Source organism: Accumulibacter sp. (assembly GCF_029255285.1).
GTDB lineage: Bacteria > Pseudomonadota > Gammaproteobacteria > Burkholderiales > Rhodocyclaceae > Accumulibacter.
Genome location: NZ_JAPUVI010000086.1, coordinates 72,756 through 90,909 on the forward strand (window position 1 = coordinate 72,756; position 18,154 = coordinate 90,909).

General features: G+C 62.1%; 16 protein-coding genes. 12 read left to right on the plus strand and 4 right to left on the minus strand.

Annotated features, from left to right (window positions below; genetic code table 11):
• The first annotated feature begins 32 nt into the window (after positions 1–32).
• From Q1M07_RS10170 to Q1M07_RS10210, 9 genes are all read left to right on the plus strand, one after another.
• The gene (locus tag Q1M07_RS10170; protein ID WP_300453638.1) at positions 33–1,742 is read left to right on the plus strand and encodes a GspE/PulE family protein; all 1,710 of its coding nucleotides are present in this window, start codon (positions 33–35) and stop codon (positions 1,740–1,742) included.
• 5 nt (positions 1,743–1,747) lie between these two features.
• Positions 1,748–2,950: a type II secretion system F family protein gene (locus Q1M07_RS10175; protein WP_300453580.1), complete on the plus strand. Its 1,203-nt coding sequence runs from the start codon at positions 1,748–1,750 to the stop codon at positions 2,948–2,950.
• 4 nt (positions 2,951–2,954) lie between these two features.
• Positions 2,955–4,496: a hypothetical protein gene (locus Q1M07_RS10180; protein WP_300453581.1), complete on the plus strand. Its 1,542-nt coding sequence runs from the start codon at positions 2,955–2,957 to the stop codon at positions 4,494–4,496.
• Between the two features lie 4 nt (positions 4,497–4,500).
• Positions 4,501–5,109 carry a hypothetical protein gene (locus tag Q1M07_RS10185; protein WP_300453583.1) on the plus strand — a complete coding sequence of 203 codons (609 nt, stop codon included), beginning with the start codon at positions 4,501–4,503 and terminating at the stop codon, positions 5,107–5,109.
• The gene (locus tag Q1M07_RS10190) at positions 5,106–5,567 is read left to right on the plus strand and encodes a hypothetical protein (protein ID WP_300453585.1); all 462 of its coding nucleotides are present in this window, start codon (positions 5,106–5,108) and stop codon (positions 5,565–5,567) included. The genes Q1M07_RS10185 and Q1M07_RS10190 overlap by 4 nt, the downstream gene beginning before the upstream one ends.
• 68 nt (positions 5,568–5,635) lie before the next feature.
• On the plus strand, positions 5,636–6,922 hold the full coding sequence (locus tag Q1M07_RS10195; protein WP_300453588.1) for a hypothetical protein: 1,287 nt from the start codon (positions 5,636–5,638) through the stop codon (positions 6,920–6,922).
• A complete protein-coding gene (locus Q1M07_RS10200) occupies positions 6,919–7,680 on the plus strand; it encodes a type II secretion system protein (RefSeq protein WP_300453589.1) in 762 nt (253 codons plus the stop codon). Before Q1M07_RS10195 ends, Q1M07_RS10200 begins: the two co-directional genes overlap by 4 nt.
• Complete coding sequence (locus Q1M07_RS10205) at positions 7,680–9,083, plus strand: adenylate/guanylate cyclase domain-containing protein (protein WP_300453591.1); 1,404 nt, start codon at positions 7,680–7,682, stop codon at positions 9,081–9,083. The genes Q1M07_RS10200 and Q1M07_RS10205 overlap by 1 nt, the downstream gene beginning before the upstream one ends.
• A gap of 116 nt (positions 9,084–9,199) precedes the next feature.
• Positions 9,200–9,484, plus strand: coding sequence for a hypothetical protein (locus Q1M07_RS10210; protein WP_300453593.1), 285 nt, complete (start codon positions 9,200–9,202; stop codon positions 9,482–9,484).
• Positions 9,485–9,984: 500 nt separating this feature from the next.
• Here Q1M07_RS10210 and dnaQ read toward each other — a convergent pair whose 3' ends face one another.
• The 3 genes from dnaQ to Q1M07_RS10225 are packed head-to-tail and all read right to left on the minus strand — an operon-like array spanning position 9,985 to position 11,952.
• The gene (dnaQ, locus tag Q1M07_RS10215) at positions 9,985–10,704 is read right to left on the minus strand and encodes a DNA polymerase III subunit epsilon (protein WP_300453595.1); all 720 of its coding nucleotides are present in this window, start codon (positions 10,702–10,704) and stop codon (positions 9,985–9,987) included.
• 44 nt (positions 10,705–10,748) lie between these two features.
• Entirely contained in the window at positions 10,749–11,237 is a 489-nt protein-coding gene (gene rnhA / locus Q1M07_RS10220; protein WP_300453597.1) for a ribonuclease HI, read from the minus strand.
• On the minus strand, positions 11,227–11,952 hold the full coding sequence (locus tag Q1M07_RS10225) for a class I SAM-dependent methyltransferase (RefSeq protein WP_300453599.1): 726 nt from the start codon (positions 11,950–11,952) through the stop codon (positions 11,227–11,229). The genes rnhA and Q1M07_RS10225 overlap by 11 nt, the downstream gene beginning before the upstream one ends.
• A 27-nt stretch (positions 11,953–11,979) precedes the next feature.
• Between Q1M07_RS10225 and gloB the strand changes: the two genes are divergently transcribed.
• The gene (gene gloB / locus Q1M07_RS10230) at positions 11,980–12,741 is read left to right on the plus strand and encodes a hydroxyacylglutathione hydrolase (protein WP_300453601.1); all 762 of its coding nucleotides are present in this window, start codon (positions 11,980–11,982) and stop codon (positions 12,739–12,741) included.
• Between the two features lie 27 nt (positions 12,742–12,768).
• On the opposite strand, the gene Q1M07_RS10235 is transcribed toward gloB, so the two are convergent.
• Positions 12,769–13,200, minus strand: a complete 432-nt coding sequence (locus tag Q1M07_RS10235; protein ID WP_300453603.1) for a response regulator — start codon at positions 13,198–13,200, stop codon at positions 12,769–12,771.
• Between the two features lie 201 nt (positions 13,201–13,401).
• Here Q1M07_RS10235 and Q1M07_RS10240 point away from each other — a divergent pair, with 201 nt between their 5' ends.
• Entirely contained in the window at positions 13,402–16,731 is a 3,330-nt protein-coding gene (locus Q1M07_RS10240) for a DUF748 domain-containing protein (protein WP_300453605.1), read from the plus strand.
• A 90-nt stretch (positions 16,732–16,821) separates the two neighbouring features.
• Complete coding sequence (gene rmuC / locus Q1M07_RS10245; RefSeq protein WP_300453640.1) at positions 16,822–18,126, plus strand: DNA recombination protein RmuC; 1,305 nt, start codon at positions 16,822–16,824, stop codon at positions 18,124–18,126.
• Positions 18,127–18,154 lie beyond the last annotated feature (28 nt).

The following is an 18,154-nucleotide window of genomic DNA, read 5'->3' on the forward strand; positions in this document are numbered from 1 at the left end:
GCCTGCCGGAGCCGGGGTGGGCGCTCGATCCGATGATCCACGCCGCGACCGCGCACGCCCGGCCCTTGGGTCAGATACTGATCAGCAAGGGAATCCTCAGCGAAGATCAGTTACGCATCGCGCTGCTCGAGCAGATGAAGTCGAACCGGCCGATCGGGAAACTCCTGGTCGCGCTCGGTTTCGTCTCCGAGGCGACGCTGCGCGACGCGCTCTCCGAGAGTCTCGGCAAGCAGAGCATCGACCTCTCGAACGCGATCATCGATCCCTCAGCACTGAAGCTCGTGCCACGTGATCTCGCCAAGCGCCATCACCTGCTGGCGCTCGACTACGATGCAGAAAATCAGCGCCTGACGCTGGCCATCGCCGACATCAACGACATCGTCGCGCTCGACAAGATACGCAGCTTGGCTGGCGACGAGATCGAGATCGATACCCTGCTCGCCGGCGAAACCGAGATCGATCGGGCGATCGACCAGTACTACGGCCACGAGTTGTCGATCGATGGCATCCTGAACGAGATCGAGACCGGCGAGATCGATTTCCGTGGTCTGCAGTCGTCGGCCGACGAATACAGTCAGCCGGTCGTTCGCCTGATCGACTCCATTCTGACCGACGCCGTGAAGCACGACGCTTCCGACATCCACTTCGAACCCGAGGCGAGTTTCCTGCGCATTCGCTACCGCATCGACGGCATGCTGCGACAGATTCGCTCGCTGCACAAGACCTACTGGCCGGCCATGGCAGTACGCATCAAAGTGCTGTCCGGCATGAACATCGCCGAGACGCGCGCCCCGCAGGACGGTCGCATTTCGCTCAACATGCGGGGGCGACAGGTCGATTTCCGGGTTTCGGCGCAACCAACGATTCACGGTGAGAACATCGTCCTGCGCATCCTCGACCGGCAAAAAGGAATCGTTCCGCTCGAGGGTCTGGGACTGGCGGAAAAGCAGCTTGACCAGCTCAAGCTGATGATCGCGCGTCCCGAAGGAATCCTCTTCGTCACCGGTCCCACCGGCAGCGGCAAGACGACGACGCTCTACTCGGTGCTCAACCACATCAACTCCGAAGGGGTCAACATCATGACCCTCGAAGACCCGGTCGAATATCCGATGACCCTGGTTCGCCAGACTTCCGCCGCCGAATCGGTGAAGCTCGATTTCGCCAACGGGATCCGCTCGATCATGCGTCAGGATCCGGACATCATTCTGGTCGGCGAAGTCCGCGACGCCGAGACGGCCGAAATGGCGCTGCGCGCGGCGATGACGGGCCACCAGGTGTACTCGACGCTGCACACCAATTCGGCGATCGGGGCCATCCCGCGCCTGCTCGACATCGGTATCCTGCCAGACATCATGGCCGGCAACATCATCGGCATCATCGCCCAGCGCCTGGTGCGGCGCCTGTGCGTGCATTGCAAGAGCCCCTACCAGGCGGAAGCGCACGAAGCGCGCCTGCTGGGCAATCTGGCCGACGGACCGCGGCCGGTGATCTACCGGCCGGTCGGTTGCGAGCGCTGTGACTTCCAGGGCTATCGCGGCCGCCTGGCGATCATGGAACTGGTGCGTATCAACAGCGACATGGACGAACTCATCGCTCGCCGCAGCACCGCCCGCGAGATGCGGCAACTCGCCAGCCGCCAGGGGTTCGCGACACTGGCCGACGATGGCCTGCGACGGGTTCTCGACGGATCCACCTCGCTCGAGGAAGTCGGTCGCGTCGTCGACCTGACCGACCGGATGTAAACGCCGTGGCGCTGTACAACTATAAGGCGGTCAACCCCGACGGGCGCATGGTTCTCGGGCGGATAGACGCCATCAACCTGGTCGACCTAGAAATGCGCCTGCGGCGCATGGAACTCGACCTCGTCAGCGGCGAGCCCTTGCGCCGTCACCACTTGTTGCTTGGCGGCGGCGTTCCCCGCCGGGAGATCATTCACTTCTGCTTTCATCTGCAGCAACTGGTGCGCGCCGGCGTACCGATCATCGAGGGCTTGACCGATCTGCGCGACAGCCTGGAACACCCGCGTTTCCGCGAAGTCATCGCCAGCCTGATCGAATCGATCGAAGGCGGCCAAACGCTGTCGCAGGCCATGGAAGGTCATCGACGCGTCTTCGACCGCGTCTTCGTCAGCCTGATTCGCGCCGGGGAGACGAGCGGTCGCCTGCCCGAAGTCCTGCACAGCCTCAACGAGTCGCTGAAATGGGAGGATGAACTCGCTTCGCAAACCAAAAGGATGCTCGCTTATCCGGCTTTCGTCAGCCTGATCGTTCTCGCGGCCACATTGTTCCTGATGGTCTACATGGTCCCGCAGCTCAAGCTGTTCATCCGCAACATGGGGCAGGTCTTGCCATGGCAAACGCAGATCCTGTTCTTCGTGTCCGATCTCCTGGTCAACTGGTGGCCTCTGGCGCTGTTACCGCCTGTGGCTGCCGTTCTCGGGCTGCGGATTCTGCTGCATCACAACCCGCTGGCGCGCATCCGTTTCGACGGCGTCAAACTCAAACTGCCGCTGCTCGGCCAAATTCTGCGCAAGATCGTCCTCGCCCGCTTCGCCAGCACCTTCGCTTTGCTCTACTCTTCCGGCATCCCGATTCTGGAGTCGATTCGTATCACACAGGATGTCGTCGGCAACCTGGTGGTACGTCAGGGGCTGGAACGAGTAGAACAACTCATCGGCGAGGGACAGAACGTCACGGCGGCCTTTCAAAGTACCGGCTTTTTCCCGCCCCTGGTGATCCGCATGCTGCGCGTCGGCGAGAATACCGGCGCGCTCGACGAGGCTCTGCTGAACGTGAGCTATTTCTACACACGCGATGTCAAGGAGTCGGTCCAGAAGGCACAGCAACTGATCGAACCCATGCTCACCGTGGTCATGGGTGGATTGCTCGGCTGGATCATGCTTTCGGTCCTCGGGCCGGTCTACGACGTGATAAGCAAGATCAAGGTCTGATGCTGTGGGACCTCGTCGTCTTCTCTACCTGACCGCTCATCAACTGACCGCTTGCCATTGGCAGGCCGGCGCATTGACCGAGGAGGCATCGTTCGACGACAGCCCACGCGGACTGGCGAATTTCACCGAGTATCTCGCGCAGCAATCGAAGAGCGTCTTCTGGCTGCTGGCCAACGTCTCGGAAGAGGGCTTCCATCTCGAAACCATCCCCTTTCTGCGTGGCGCGGATCGTGCGGCGATCATCGCCCGCAAGCTCGGGCAGGCCTTCTTCAGCGCCACACTGACCACCGCCGTCTCACTTGGCCACGAGAAGTCGCGCCGCAAGGACGAGCGCATCATGCTCGCCGCGCTCACCAATCAGGAGCTATTCGCTCCCTGGCTGTCCGCGCTGGCGAGCGCCGAAGCCGCCCTGGCCGGCATTTACTCGCTGCCTCTTTTGGCGCCGCTGCTGCTCAGGAAGCTCGGCATTGCCGACGAACGTTGTCTGCTGCTGACCATACAGGACCAGAGCGTCCGCCAGAGCTATCTGGAAAAGGGCAAGCTGCACTTCAGCCGTCTGACTCCCTTGAACCAGAGCAGCATTGCCGGCATGGCGCAGGCGTTCTCCAGCGAAGCGCAAAAGATGCACCAGTATCTGGTCAGTCAGCGCCTCGTGGCGCGCAAACAGCCGATCACCGCCTATCTCCTCGCGCACGCCAATGCCAGGGCAGCGATCGAAAGCAGTTGCGCCGACAGCGAAACACTGTCGTTTGCCGTGCTCGACATCGAGACCTGCGCGCGCAAGTGCGGTGTCCGGACGCTGCCGGCGGATACCCGTTGCGAGCCCATTTTTCTCGATCTGCTGATGGCCAATCCGCCACGTGCGCAGTTTGCCAGCGAGCAGCAGCGCCATGGCTACCACCTCTGGCTTGTCCGGTCGGCTCTTCAGGGCGTCGGCGTCGTCGCCTTGCTGGGCTGCCTGCTGTTGTCCGGCAAACAACTTATCGACACCTATCGACTCAGGCAGGAAATCGAAGGGCTCAGCGCGGAAACGACGCTGGCGCGCCATCGCTATGACGAAGTAGTCAAAACGTTTCCGCCGATTCCGACGACCAACGAAAACCTGCGGGCAGTCATCAATCGCTACACGGAACTCGAAAAGAGCAGCGTGTCGCCGGACTATCTCTATGCGGAAGTCAGCCGTGCCCTTCAACAGGCGACGTTGGTCGAACTCGAGAGCATCGAATGGCGGGGCGGAGCCAATCTCGCACCGCCGGTCGCCAGCGTAGCCGAGGCCGCGTCCAACCCCTCGCTTGCCGTCGCCCAGGAGAGCGCCATTGTGCGCGCGACGCTCAGACTCGGCCCGGGGAGCAATCCGCGACAAGTGCTGGAAGTTTTCAACAAGCTGGTCGAGGCCTTGCAAAGCAACCCGCAACTCGAGGTCGACGTGTTGCAGCAGCCTTTCGACGTCGAATCGGGCAAGTCGTTGAAGAGTGGCGATACGCATACCGGCGAAAGACAGCCGCATTCCTTCAAATTGCAGATCCGACGGGTCGCCACTTCGTGACGCCATGAAGCTGACCCTGCGCGATTACACCAAGCTTCGGACCAGCCTGTGGACCGCCCTGCTGATGCTTGCCGTTGCCGCCGTGGCGCTGTACTTTTCTTACGGCGCCAAGGCAGCGGCCCAACTGGCCCGAGAACGCGCCATGACGCAACGCCAGGAGGCGGATGGCAAGCTCAGGCAGGTGCGCGAAGAGGAGATCGAGATCCGGCAAAAGTCGCTTCTGTTCACTCAACTGCAGGAGCGTGGCATCATTGGCCAGGAGCAGCGTCTCGAGTGGGTGGAACTGCTGAAGGAGATCCGTGACCAGCGCCGTATCATCGACCTCCAGTACGAGATCGCGCCACAGCGTCTCGTCGAGGGCAAGCCGACCGGCAGTTTCTCCTTCCATTCCAGCACCATGAAGTTGCAGCTCAAGTTGCTGCACGAGGAAGATCTGACGCGACTGATCGGCGATCTGCGCAGCCAGGCGAGGGCGCTCATCCGGGTCAAGAGCTGCGACCTTACGCGACCGCCGACAGCGGCTGCCGAGCGCGGCGACGGGCAGGCAAACTTGCTGGCCAACTGCGAGATCGACTGGCTGACGCTGCAGGATGCAAGAAAGGACAGCCGATGATCGAGTTCCTGCCTGCCACGCGTGTTGCCGTGCTCCTTGCGGTGTCGCCGCTCGTGCTGCTGTCGCCTTCGGCCCTTGGCGCGGAAAATGCGCTCGGCCGCCTGTTCTTTACTCCCGAACGCCGCCAGCAGCTCGACCGACAGCGAGAGATGAACGTTCCCGACCACTCAGCGCCCTCCGACGAGCCGACGGTAACCGTCGATGGCGTGGTGACGCGCAGCAGCGGCAAGCGTACGGCCTGGGTGAACGGCAAACCGCAGAACGATAATGACGTCTGGAGCGGCCTCAGCGTAACGCCGCGTCGCGGCGATCCGGGCGGGGTTGTGGTCAAGGCTGGCGATTTGCCGACCGCTAGCGCCCGCGTCGGCGAGACGATCAATCGTAGTACTGGCGAAGCAAGTGATCTGTTGAACGGCGGCCGGGTCCGGGTAGACGCCCAGGCTCGAACAAGCAGATAGGTGTCGCGGCGACAACCGGCGATGCCTTGGGCGCCGACGGCGCCCCGATTGACAAGCGGGAGGATGTCATGGCCAGACGAAAACGCCCTGTTGGCAAGGCACGGCATCAGAGCGGGGTGGCGCTGCTGGCCATCTTGACGCTGTTTTCGGTGGTCGGGCTGTACTTGTTCGTCGGGCAACTCAATGCGACACAGCATCGGATAACGCGCGATATGGCGGCGGCAACGACGCTCGTCGAGGCGAAGCAGGCACTGATCGGCGACGCCGTTTCACGTGCCTCGGTCAACGAAGCGGGGTACTTGCGTTTGCCCGACCTGGGGTTCAGTTTCGGATCGCCGGCTGAAGGCTACGCTTCGGGAGCCTTTGCCGGCAACGGCAAGGATTTCTCGGTGGTCGGCATGTTTCCGTGGAAAACGCTCGATACCGGACCGCTGCGCGATGACAGCGGACAATGCCTGTGGTACGCGGTTTCCGGCCGCTTGAAGACTGTCCCGAAAACCGACGCACTGAACTGGGATACCCTAGGCCAGATCGACGTCATCAACGCCAACGGCAGTTTCATCGCCGTCAATCTGGCAGCCTTGCTTGTCGCACCAGGCCCGGCGCTGGAAGCGCAGAGCCGAACGCTGGCCGACCCGGCGTACCTCGAGTGCGGTGGCAATTACGACGCTCGCAACTATCTCGACGCCTTCGACAGCGCTCACGCCGTCGCCGGGCAGCTCAACTATTTCGACGGCTCGACCAACCGCCGGGTCGCCTCGAGCAGCGGCAACAAGAAGTTCGTCCTCGTGGACAGCGACTATTTCAACGACCGCTTCGAATTCGTCACCGTCGACCAGATCTTCGATCCCTTGATCCGGCGCCGCGACTTCGCCGCCATGATCGGCATCCTCGCGCCGTCCGACGACCCCGGCGGTCGACTGCTCGACGATCCGACTTTTCAGGCGCATCTGAAAACGATCGTGATCAGTGGCAGCAAGGGAACCGACCGCCTCGACTGTAGCTGCAAGAACCCTCCTGCCTGCACTCCGCCGGCACGCGGAGACGCCTTTCAGGAGTTCTGTGACAACTGGAAGGAGATGTTGTTTCTCACTCAGCTTCCCACGCCGTCGCGGATACTCATCGACGGTGTGTCGTCGTCGTTTGACTGCAGCCGCGTTCTCCTCTTCGCCGGCCGCAAGACGGCGGCTCAGAGTCGCGCTACGTCGGCGGACAAAGCGAACCCGCTGAATTATCTGGAGAACGCGAACGCGAGCTCCTTTGGCGTGCCGACGGCGAGTTCGAGCGCCTTCGCGGGTAGATCGGTCTTCGACTGGCGCAATGCGGCGGCGGATCTGGTCAGGTGCCTGGCGTGACAAGCCGCTCCTGCCCGATCGCAACGGGCTCCGGATTCAGTCTGGCCGAACTGGCGGTGGTGCTGACAATCGTCTCGCTGCTCATCGGCGGCCTGCTCGTCCCCTTGACGGCGCAGGTCGACCTACGCGCCGCGCACGATACGCGACAGTCTCTCGCCGAGATCCGCGAGGCCCTGCTGGGTTATGCAGCAGTCAAGGGACGCCTGCCTTGTCCCGCATCGGCGACCACGGCGAGCAATGTCCTAGGAGCCGGCAGCGAGGCGTTTCTCGATGCCGGCGGACTTTGTCCCAATGCCGCTGGCGTTTTGCCGTGGGCGACCCTCGGGGTCCGGGAAACCGACGCCTGGGGGCGACGTTATTCGTATCGCGTCACATCGGTGTTCGCTCAGTGCGTGGCACCGCCACTCCTCACTTACGGCACACCGTGTACGGCGCCGAGCGTCTCCTTCGTCTTGACCTCGCTGGGCGACCTGCAGGTCAGGTCCGTCGCCGGCGGCAGCGTGATTGCCCAACAAGTACCGGCAATAGTGGTATCCCACGGCAAGAACGGCAATGGCGCCTATACGCCGCAGGGTACGCAATTGCCAGTCGGCACGGACGCCGACGAACTGGACAATCAGTTGACCAACGTCGGTGCAAGCACAGCCAACCTCGATTTCGTCAGCAAGAGTCCCACACCGACCTTCGACGACGAAGTCGTCTGGCTTTCTCCTGGCGTTCTCTTCAATCGCATGATCAGCGTCGGTAGATTGCCTTGATGGGCGGCGATCAGCCTTTTCTCGACCGACTGCGTAATGCGGGTATTTCGCCAGACGATAGCGAAGAACTGCGCTTGCAGAAATCCCTGCTGTTTTTTGCCACCGGCCTGATCAGCCTGGCGTCGATGGTCTGGCTGTTGATCTACTGGCAACTCGGGCCGCGTTTCTCGTCCAACCTGCCTTTCGGCCTCCAACTGCTGCTCGTCGGCAATCTGCTCGTCTACCTGAAGACGCTCAACTTCAACGCTTTCCGGGTCTTGCAGTTGTCGCTCTTCCTGTTCACGCCCTTCGTTGCGCAGTGGAGCATCGGCAGCTTCATCACCGCCAGCGGCATCAGCATCTGGGCTCTATTGGCACCGGTCGGCGCCGTTCTGTTCATTGGCCCGCGACAATCGGGCGCCTGGTTTTTCGCCTACTTCTTTCTGACGATCCTTTCCGGTGCCTTTGACTTCTACCTGGCCGATGCGCCGCCGCCGTCGCAGTATACGGTGTCGCCACAGACGGCCGCCTTCTTCTTCGCACTCAATTTTGCCGCCGTATCGACGATCGTCTATTTGCTGCTCCGCTATTCGGACAAAGAAAAGCACGCGGCGCAAGAACGCTTGCGGGAAGCGCACCGCTTGCTGCAGGTCGAGCAGGACCGTTCCGAACGATTGTTGCTGAACATTCTTCCGGGGCCTGTCGCCGAACGGCTGAAGCAAGGCAATCAGACCATCGCCGACGGTTTCGCCGAGGTCTCGGTAATGTTCGCCGACATCGTAAACTTCACCCGTGTCGCCGAGGGGCTGACGCCGCAGCAGGTATTCGCCATGCTGAACAGGATCTTCTCGTGCTTCGACGAACTGGCCGAGAAGTATGGTCTGGAGAAGATCAAGACCATTGGCGACGCCTACATGGTCGCCGCCGGCCTCGACGACGCGCGTCGCGACCATTTGGAGGCGCTCGCCGACATGGCGCTCGAGATGTGCGCAATGCTGCGTGACAACTCGGAGGTCAACGAGAGGAATCTCGAATTGCGTATCGGCATCGGCACCGGCCCGGTCGTCGCAGGGGTCGTCGGCAAGAAAAAGTTCATTTACGATCTGTGGGGCGATACGGTCAACATCGCGAGTCGGATCACCACCGAAGGCGTTCCCGGTATGGTCCAGGTCGATGAGCGCAGCTATCGACGCCTGCGCGATCGCTTCGATTTTCTCGAACCTCAGACGATTCATCTCAAGGGCAAGGGGAACATGGTCGTGCATCGCCTGATCGGCCGCCGGGCGGGACGGCCGACGCCCGGCAGTCCGACTGAGTCATCGGATCAGGGTACCGGCGGCGTCGCCGGATCGGCCAGCATGGCCTCCGGCCTGCCTGCTTCAGGACTGAGCAACGCCTCACCGCAAACGCCGGGCCGCGCATGACCGATCACGTGTCGTGCTCACAGCCATTGCCCTTCGAGTTCATGTCAACCGCCGGACGGAGGAAACGTTATGCCGGGCAGGGATAACAAGCATAGATACTTCCACAGGAGATAAAAATGGGTAGCTTGAGCACCGAGTCGTTCGACCAGTTTCTGGATTCGCTGAAACAAGCGGGCGTGGCGATCAGCAACGAGGTTGAATTGCGCGAACGACTGGCCGAAGCACAGCGCTGGCGTTTCGCCTTCGCCACTCTGGCATCGAACGGTCGTCCGCTGGGAATCCGCTTCGAAGGTGCTGGTGGCCAGGTCAGCGAGGCAGATATCCACCGCGCTTTTGCCCGTTTCCAGTTCCCGGAGAGCCTCGAAACGGTGTTTTCTGCCAATCTTCGGGCGACGCACTGACCCAGCGGGCCGCCGTCTCTGGCGCCTTGCCGGCCGCAAAGTAGTCAAGCTTGTTGAACGAAGACTGCGGTGGAGTCATAATGCATTCATGAATGACTCACCTCCTCAGGATCCGCGTCGCCGGCTCCGCGAACTTCTCACCATCCCCGAGCGCGATCGTAGCGACGCGCAATGGGATGAAATCATCGAGCTGGAAATCACGTTGGCGCCGGGCAACCGCGAGTCGGAACGGCCGTTTGACCGGCAATCCGAGCGTCCGATGGACAAGCGCCAGGGGAGCGCCGGACCCGGTCGCCGCCCCGACCAGCGCAAGATGGGACCCCGTCCTGCAGGTGCTTCCCGACCAGACCCGCGGCCGCCTGTCGCCAGGCCGGAGACGGCGTCGGACACCCCACCTGATGGCCGGGTAACGAAGAGACATACGCGACGACCCAGGCGGCCACCAGACGTGTCGGGTGGTGAAAGCTGACCCGACCCCCCTGCCCAACCCGGTAATTCCCTCAACGGGGCGCCTGCTCCCGTAACCACAAGCACCTGCCTTTGCTTGCTTGGTCGATGGCGGCCAGCACTTTCTGGTGTTCGGCCAACTCTTCTGGACTGGCAGGCTTTGCCTGGAGTGTTTGGCGCCGGCTGGCGGAGGACGTCTTGGCGCCGATATCGAGGCGTCCGATGCTGTCTTCGCCCAGATCGATGATCAGGCTTTCCTGACCGCGGGTCATCGCGAGATAGACTTCGGCGAGAATCTCGGCGTCAAGTAAGGCGCCGTGCAGCGTACGATGCGAGTTGTCTACACCATAGCGTTCGCATAGAGCGTTGAGGTTGTTTTTCTTGCCGGGATGCAGATCCTTGGCCATCCGCAGCGTGTCGCAGATCCCATGGCACACCGTATCCACCGGCGCCATGTCCAACAGAGCCAGTTCAGCATTCAGGAAGCCGACATCGAACGCGGCATTGTGGATGACGAGTTCCGCGCCGCGCACGAAATCGAGAAATTCGGCCGCGATATCGGCAAAACGTGGCTTGTCGAGCAGAAACTCGCGGCTGATCCCATGCACCGACAGGGCGCCAGCATCAATGTCACGATCCGGGTTGAGGTAACGGTGGAAGTGACGCCTAGTCAGACGCCGATTACGCATTTCGACGCAGCCGATCTCGATGAGGCGATGGCCGAACTTGTGCTCGAGGCCAGTCGTTTCAGTATCGAGAAAGATCTGTCGCATGCGTGTCATTCCGTCGTTGAACTTGACTGCCCTTGCCAGCCCGCTCAGCCGGACGATGATTGTTGGCCAACCGGGGGCACAGGACCGACGTGTCGCAGCTCGTCCATTCCACGATTGGCCAGAGCGTCCGCCCGCTCGTTACCGCTGTGCCCGGCATGTCCCTTGACCCAACACCACTGGATCCGGTGTTGGCCAGCAAGCTCATCCAGACGCTGCCAGAGGTCGGCATTTTTCACTGGTTTCTTGTCCGACGTTCGCCAACCATTGCGTTTCCAGTTGTGAATCCATTCGCTGATACCTTTCTGAAGGTATTGCGAATCAGTGTGGAGTTGAACCGTCGCCGGCTTCTTGAGAGCTTCGAGGGCACGAATCGCGGCGGTCATTTCCATTCGATTGTTCGTCGTAACGGGTTCGCCACCCCATAGCTCCTTCTCGTAATTGCCCGACTGCAAAACGACACCCCAGCCACCGGGACCAGGATTGCCGCGACAACCGCCGTCGGCGTAGATGGTGACCAGCAGTTCAGCGCCCATGAAGTTCGCCCCTTTTTTGGCTGACTATGGATAGCGCCTTACGAGGTGCAGGTTGTCGCTTCCAGTTCGGCAGGATCAGGCGCATGCTGTGCACGCGCTTGATCGCGCGTACCAGGTAAACGCCGCCGGCAAACCCCCACCAGCGCTCACCGATTCCTTCGATCAGGTGCCAGCGCCTCAACCAGTGCTCGTGCTGGCAAGGCGGCACGTAACAGCCGAAACTGACTCGATCAACCTCGAAGCCGAGCAGTTGCAGCCAGTCCTTGAGCCGAAGTACCGACAGATACTGACCATTCCACGGAAAGCCGGCAGGACAGTTGGGCAACCGGCGGCGCAGACCCCAGAGGGAGATCGGGTTGAAACCGGTGATCAAGACTTCGCCTTCAGGAATCAGAACGCGTTCGATCTCGCGCAGAATCTGGTGTGGATCATCATGAAATTCGAGCACGTGCGGCATGACCAGGAGGTCGACGCTATGCGCCGAGAAAGGCAGTTGACGCAGGTCACAAATGACGTCTGCCTGGCCCGACGGATAGGCGATCTGGCGCAGCGGGATGCGGTTCTGAGCGAGCAGATCGAACTGCGGCAGCCCGAGCTGGATCGCGTTGTAGCCGAACAGGTCGGCCACCGTGGCATCGATCCGCGCTTTCTCCCAAGCCATGACGTAGCGCCCTTGCGGGGTTTGCAGCCAGGCGTCGAGGCCAGCAATTGACATTTTCCGCAGTTCTTCCAAAATTCGACAATGTTCGACGTCATCCGTATCCCGGCCTTCAAGGATAACTACATCTGGTTGTTGCACAACGGTGCCGCTGCCGCTGTCGTCGACCCTGGTGATGCGCGCCCGGTCCTCGATGTGCTCAGGAGAGAACGTCTTTCGCTGACCACCATACTCGTCACGCATCACCATGCCGATCACCAGGGGGGGGTGTCGGACTTGCTGGCGCACCATGCGGCAGAGGTTTTCGGGCCGGCAGCGGAATCCATCGCAGGCATCACGCGCCCCTTGCGTGGCGGAGAGACAATCCGCATCGCCGCCTGCGATGACGACTTCCAGGTCGTCGCGGTCCCCGGGCATACGCTGGGACACGTTGCGTATTATGGCGCAGGCTGTCTGTTCTGTGGGGATACCTTGTTCGCCGGCGGGTGTGGCCGCCTGTTCGAGGGAAGTGCCGCGCAAATGGCGGAATCACTGGCTCGGCTGGCCGCCTTGCCGGACGAAACCGCCGTCTATTGCGCGCACGAATACACACAGGCCAACCTGCGTTTTGCGCTGGCAGTCGAGCCCGGCAACCGTCGACTACAGAACCGTGCCGCCGAAGTGGCGGCGGCCCGCGCCCGAGGAGCCGCGACGGTGCCGTCGACCATCGCCATCGAGAAGGCGACCAACCCTTTCTTGCGTTGCCGCGAACCGGAAGTGCTGGCCAGCACTCAGCGCAGGGCTCCCGAGGCGCGCGACGAAGTCGCCGTATTTGGCGCTTTGCGGGAGTGGAAGAACGCTTTCTGAAATGGCCTGGAGCCGGGCGATTCTGGTTCAGGCGGTTTGCCGGCTCACCGACGGCGTCGGTTGCCGCGCTGACTGCCAGGCCCGGCCGACCGTGTCGAGCAGCGTGCCAGCCTTGAACGGTTTGATGACGAAGCCACTGGCGCCGGCCTGAATCGATTCGCGCACGGCGTCTGCGCTGGGGTTTCCGGTAACCATCACGACGACTGTCTCCGGGTACATCACTCGGATAGCCTGCAGCGTTTCGAGACCGTCCATTTCCGGCATCATCACGTCCAGGCAGACGATGTCGGGGCGCAGACGTTCCGCGAGTTCGAGCGCCACGACGCCATTGCGCGCCTCGCCAATGACATCATAGCGGTTGTCGCGCAGGATGCTACGCAGCAGTGTCCGCGTCAAATCGCAATCGTCAACGAGCAGGACTCTCGGTCCGGATGACGTCTTGGTGCTCTTCTCGTTCACAAGTTGGTCTCAATGTGCGGGCCGGCAGTACGGGAAAGCCATAGGCCGTGACTTCCTGTCCGGCGGTACGCCGCCCACCGCTCTGCCCGAATCCTCGTGCCGGTGCGGGAAGCGCATCTTCGTGCTAAATTCGCCGTTCGACCAGCCAGCTTGCGGCCTGCCATGACTGAACCAAGCGATCCTTCCAAGGCGACTGCCTCCATGACCATCAAGAAACTCGCGCTGGGAACCGCGTTCATCGTCCTCGTCATCGGCGCGCTCGGCTACTTTGCGCTACCGCCGCTTGTCCGGTCGATGGTCGTCGATGGGCTGTCCAACCAACTGCATCGGCCGGTAAGCGTTGAAGGCGTGAGCATAAACCCCTACACGCTGTCGGTGCAAGTAGCCGGCCTGGCGATCCAGGAAAAGGGTGGAGGGCAGACAGTCGCGGGCTTCGACAGCCTGTACCTCAATCTCGAGTCGAGTTCGCTATTGCGTGGTGGGCCGGTGGTCAGCGAGCTCAAGCTGGTCGGCCCAGTACTCAGGCTCGTTCGCTACACTGACGGACGCTTCAACTTTTCGGACTTGATCGACGAGTTCCTGGCGCGACCCGCCACGGACGATCCGACGCCGCTGTTCTCGGTCAACAACATCCAAATCAGCGGCGGAAGAGTCGAGCTCGACGATCAGGTGCTGGACGAAAAACACCTGATCAGCGAAGTCAATATCGCCTTGCCGTTCATTTCCAGCTTGCCCACAGCCGCCGAGATTTTCGTCGAACCGGCTTTCTCGGCCGCGGTCGATGGTTCGCCGCTGGTCATCCAGGGCAAGAGCAAGCCATTTGCCGAAACCTTGGAAAGCGAGCTGGCGCTCGATCTTCGCGACGTGCAGTTGGCCAAGTACCTCGACTACCTATCGCTTCGCCTGCCGGTGCAAGTCGTCTCCGGCGCCCTCGACAGTGATCTGAAACTGAGCTTTCACCGGCAGCACGATGCTCCGGCGGCGCTGATACTTTCCGGCAGCGTTACGGTCAAGGATGTCGACGTCAAGGATGCCAGCGGCGCGGCGCTACTCGCCGTCAAACGCCTGCAGGTGCTCGCGACGAGCCTTGATCCGCTCGGACGGAAGTTCGTGATCGACCGCGTGGCCATCGAATCACCCGAGATTCACGCGAGGGTGAGCCGGCAGGGCGAGATGAACTGGCTGCAGTTTTTCAGGCGCGAACTTGCGGCCCGGGCGGGGTCGGCCGAGGAAGTCAAGCCGGTGCCGGCGGTGTGGTCGCTCGGCGCGGCGCAGGTCAGTTCCGGCGCCCTGCATTGGCTTGACGAGTCGCACGGCACACCTTTCGACGCACGCATCGAAGGACTCGAGCTGGACCTGCGGAACCTCGACAGCCAGGGAGACGCACCCGCGCAGTTCGATGTCGCGTGGCGGCTCGATGCCGGCGAATGGATCAAACATGCGGAGGTCTCGGTGAAGGGCGGGCGACTCGACCTGGCCAAGCGCGAGCTGTTGATCGACCAGTTTACGGCCAGCGGTAGCAAGGTATTGATCCGGCGCGTCGCGAACGGTCGCGTCGAGTTCGTGCAGCCGCCCCAATTGAAGGTCGTCGTGGCCTCACAGCAGGATACCGCCCGACCGTGGAAGGTGACGGTACTCAAGTATCGCGGCGAAGATCTTGGTTTGCGCTTCGAGGATGCGACCGTGTCGCCGACGGCAACGCAGACTATCGAAGGCTTGAACGTCTCGGCCGAGAACGTTTCCACCGAGCCGGGCAAGGCGGCGACGCTGGCCGCCCGCTTCAAACTGAACCGCAAGGGGGAAGTGGAGGTCGGTGGAACGGCCAGAGCCTTTCCTTTGGCGGTGGATCTCAAGATCAGCGCCAAAGCACTCGAGTTGTTGCCACTGCAGCCTTATTTTACCGAGCTCCTGAACATCGAGCTGACACGCGGGCAGGTAACGTTGAGCGGCGACCTGCAGTTGCATCGGGCGGGAAACGCGGCGGGCGAAGCGGTTCCGCTGAGCGGAGGATTCTCCGGCCAGGTCACGGTCGGCGATCTTTTCGCTATCGACAAGATCAACTCGGCCGACTTCGTGAAGTGGAAATCCCTGCACCTGGGTCATCTCGACCTGCGCCTTAATCCGAATTCGCTGGCGATTGGCGAAGTCGCTCTGGCGGACTTTTTCGCCAGGGTGATCGTTAGTCGAGAGGGCAAGCTGAACCTGCTGCAAATCGTTCGCCAGACGGCTACGGCACCGGCCGCCGCGCCAGCGAAAGCGTCGGAGCCGGCCGTGGCGACGGCCGAAGGCAAGGCCGTAGCGCCGATAGCCACAGCGAGCAAGCCCGCGTTGCCGATCAAGATCGGCAAGATAACGCTGCAAGGCGGCGACATCCGGTTCAGCGACAACTTCATCAGGCCCAACTACTCCGCCAACCTGAAGCAGGTCGGCGGCAGCATCAGCGGCCTGTCGTCGGCCACCGACAGTGTCGCCAGCCTGGCCCTGCGCGGCAGCTACGACAACATCGCACCGCTGACCGTCACGGCCAAACTCAACCCGCTGGCGCTTGCCCCCTATCTCGACCTCGAGGCCGACGTCAAAGGGATCGAGATGACGTCGCTATCGCCGTACTCCGGCAAGTATGCCGGTTACGCGATCGAGAAAGGCAAGCTCTCCCTGTTCGTAAAATACAAGATCGAAAACGGCCAACTGACCGCCGAAAATCGGCTGTTTCTCGACCAACTCACATTTGGCGATCAGATCGCCAGTCCGGAAGCGACCAAGCTGCCGGTCACGCTGGCGGTAGCCCTGCTCAAGAATCGTAACGGCGAGATCGACATCAACCTGCCGATTTCGGGTTCGCTGGACGACCCCGAATTCAGTATTGGCGGCCTGGTCGTCAAAGTGATCGTCAATCTGCTGGTGAAGGCGGTGACCTCGCCGTTTGCCTTGCTGGGCTCGGTTTTTGCCGGTGGCGAAGAGCTCTCGACTGTCGACTTCGATTTTGGACAGGCGGTGATCACGCCGGCCATTCAGCAACGTCTCGAGAAGCTCGCGCAAGCCCTCCTTGACCGGCCAGCGCTGAAACTCGAAATCGAAGGTCGAGCGGATACGGAGAGCGATCCCGAGGGCTTGAAGCGTGCTCGCCTGGCGACCAAGGTGCGCGCCTTGAAGAGGGAGGACTTGACGAAGAACGGTGTGGAGAGCGGCTCGACTGATTCCGTCGAGGTTGGTGCGAATGAGTATCCAGCACTGCTCGAGCGCGTCTATCGGGCTGAAAAGTTCCCCAAACCGCGCAACCTGGTGGGTATGGTCAAGGGCTTGCCGGTCGAGGAAATGGAGAAATTGATTCTCGCCAACTCGTCCGTCGATGACGAAGATCTGCGCGACCTTGCCGACCGCCGGGCGAAAGCCGTGCGCGATTGGCTGCTGGCGCATGAACTTGCCGGCGAGCGCCTGTTCATGTTGCCGGTCAAACTCGACAAACCCGAGAGCAAGGCGGGGGCAACCGATCGGCTGGCGGGCAATCGCGTGGCCTTCTCGCTCAAATGAGCGTTCCGACACTCACCAGCCCACGTACCCCGAAAGCCGCCGCCGGTGAGTGAGGCCTGGCCGTACGTCGTCGTCCTGGTCACCAGCGTGATGGTCGCTTTGCAGATTGCCGTTCTCCTCCGTACGGCGCTGGCAAGGGAAAGGCTGGAAGCGAGCTTCCGCGATTTGCAGGGCGGCCTCGAGCGCTTGGAGCGCGAACTGCGCCAGGAGATGACCTTGGGGCGTCAAGAAGCGGCCAGCGCGGCACGCGGCGACCGCGAGGAGCAGTCGCTGGCGGTCGGCCGTCTGTCGCAAACCCTGGCGTCACAGTTGGGTGAGCTGGGCAAGCAGCAGGCGCAACAACTCGAGTCCTTCGCCCAGCAGTTGGCACGCCTGACGGACAGCCACGAGCAGCGCTCCGAGCATCTGCGTCGGGCTGTCGAGGCTCGCCTCGGGGCGCTGCAGGCCGACAACGCCGGCAAGCTGGAGGACATTCGCCGGACCGTCGACGAGAAGCTGCACGCCACACTCGAGCAGCGCTTGGGTGAATCGTTCAAGCTGGTCAGCGATCGTCTGGAACAGGTGCAGCGCGGGCTTGGCGAGATGCAGACCCTGGCTGTCGGGGTCGGCGATCTGAAGCGCGTGCTGAACAATGTCAAGACCCGCGGCATTTGGGGCGAGGTGCAACTGGCGGCCTTGCTCGAGCAGCTTCTGACGCCCGAACAATATGCCAAGAACGTGATGACGCGGCCGACCGGAAGCGACCGTGTCGAGTTTGCGGTCCGTTTGCCCGGGCGCGAGGCGGGTCATGACGAGGCGCGTCCGGTGTGGCTTCCGATCGACGCCAAGTTCCCGCTCGAGGACTACCAGCGCCTGCTCGACGCGCAGGAGAGAGGCGACACGATGGCGCTCGAACTGGCGGTCAAATCGCTCGAGACACGGCTGCGCGAAGAGGCGCGCAAGATTCACGACAAGTACGTCGAGCCGCCCCATACGACCGATTTCGCCATCCTTTACCTGCCGACCGAAGGCCTGTACGCCGAGGCTTTGCGCCGGCCGGGGCTGGTGGACGGCCTGCAGCGCGAGTGGCGCATCTGCGTTGCCGGGCCGACGACGCTGTCGGCCCTGCTTAACAGCCTGCAGATGGGTTTCCGGACGCTGGCGATCGAGCGCCGCGCATCCGAAGTGTGGGCGGTTCTGGGTGCCATCAAAACCGAATTCGGCAGATTTGGCGAAGTTCTCGACGCGACCCGCCGGAAACTGGAGCAGGCCAGCCGAAGTATCGAGTCGGCAGGCGTGCGGACACGCCAGATCGAGCGCAAGCTGAAAAGTGTCGAGGCACTGCCGCTGCCGGAGGTGCGACGACGGCTGGGGGACCTCGAGGAGATCGCGACGACGGACGAAGAAGGCGCCTGAAAGCCGGCAATGTTGCGCTGCGCGTGAC

Bases quoted from the DNA above. Each gene is read 5' to 3' on its own strand.
- Q1M07_RS10170 (WP_300453638.1), top strand. From the start codon at position 33: ATGATCCACGCCGCGACCGCGCACGCCCGGCCCTTGGGTCAGATACTG.
- Q1M07_RS10185 (WP_300453583.1), top strand. From the start codon at position 4,501: ATGAAGCTGACCCTGCGCGATTACACCAAGCTTCGGACCAGCCTGTGG.
- Q1M07_RS10190 (WP_300453585.1), top strand. From the start codon at position 5,106: ATGATCGAGTTCCTGCCTGCCACGCGTGTTGCCGTGCTCCTTGCGGTG.
- Q1M07_RS10195 (WP_300453588.1), top strand. From the start codon at position 5,636: ATGGCCAGACGAAAACGCCCTGTTGGCAAGGCACGGCATCAGAGCGGG.
- Q1M07_RS10205 (WP_300453591.1), top strand. From the start codon at position 7,680: ATGGGCGGCGATCAGCCTTTTCTCGACCGACTGCGTAATGCGGGTATT.
- Q1M07_RS10210 (WP_300453593.1), top strand. From the start codon at position 9,200: ATGGGTAGCTTGAGCACCGAGTCGTTCGACCAGTTTCTGGATTCGCTG.
- dnaQ (WP_300453595.1), bottom strand. From the start codon at position 10,704: ATGCGACAGATCTTTCTCGATACTGAAACGACTGGCCTCGAGCACAAG.
- rnhA (WP_300453597.1), bottom strand. From the start codon at position 11,237: ATGGGCGCTGAACTGCTGGTCACCATCTACGCCGACGGCGGTTGTCGC.
- Q1M07_RS10225 (WP_300453599.1), bottom strand. From the start codon at position 11,952: ATGTCAATTGCTGGCCTCGACGCCTGGCTGCAAACCCCGCAAGGGCGC.
- gloB (WP_300453601.1), top strand. From the start codon at position 11,980: ATGTTCGACGTCATCCGTATCCCGGCCTTCAAGGATAACTACATCTGG.
- Q1M07_RS10240 (WP_300453605.1), top strand. From the start codon at position 13,402: ATGACCATCAAGAAACTCGCGCTGGGAACCGCGTTCATCGTCCTCGTC.
- rmuC (WP_300453640.1), top strand. From the start codon at position 16,822: ATGGTCGCTTTGCAGATTGCCGTTCTCCTCCGTACGGCGCTGGCAAGG.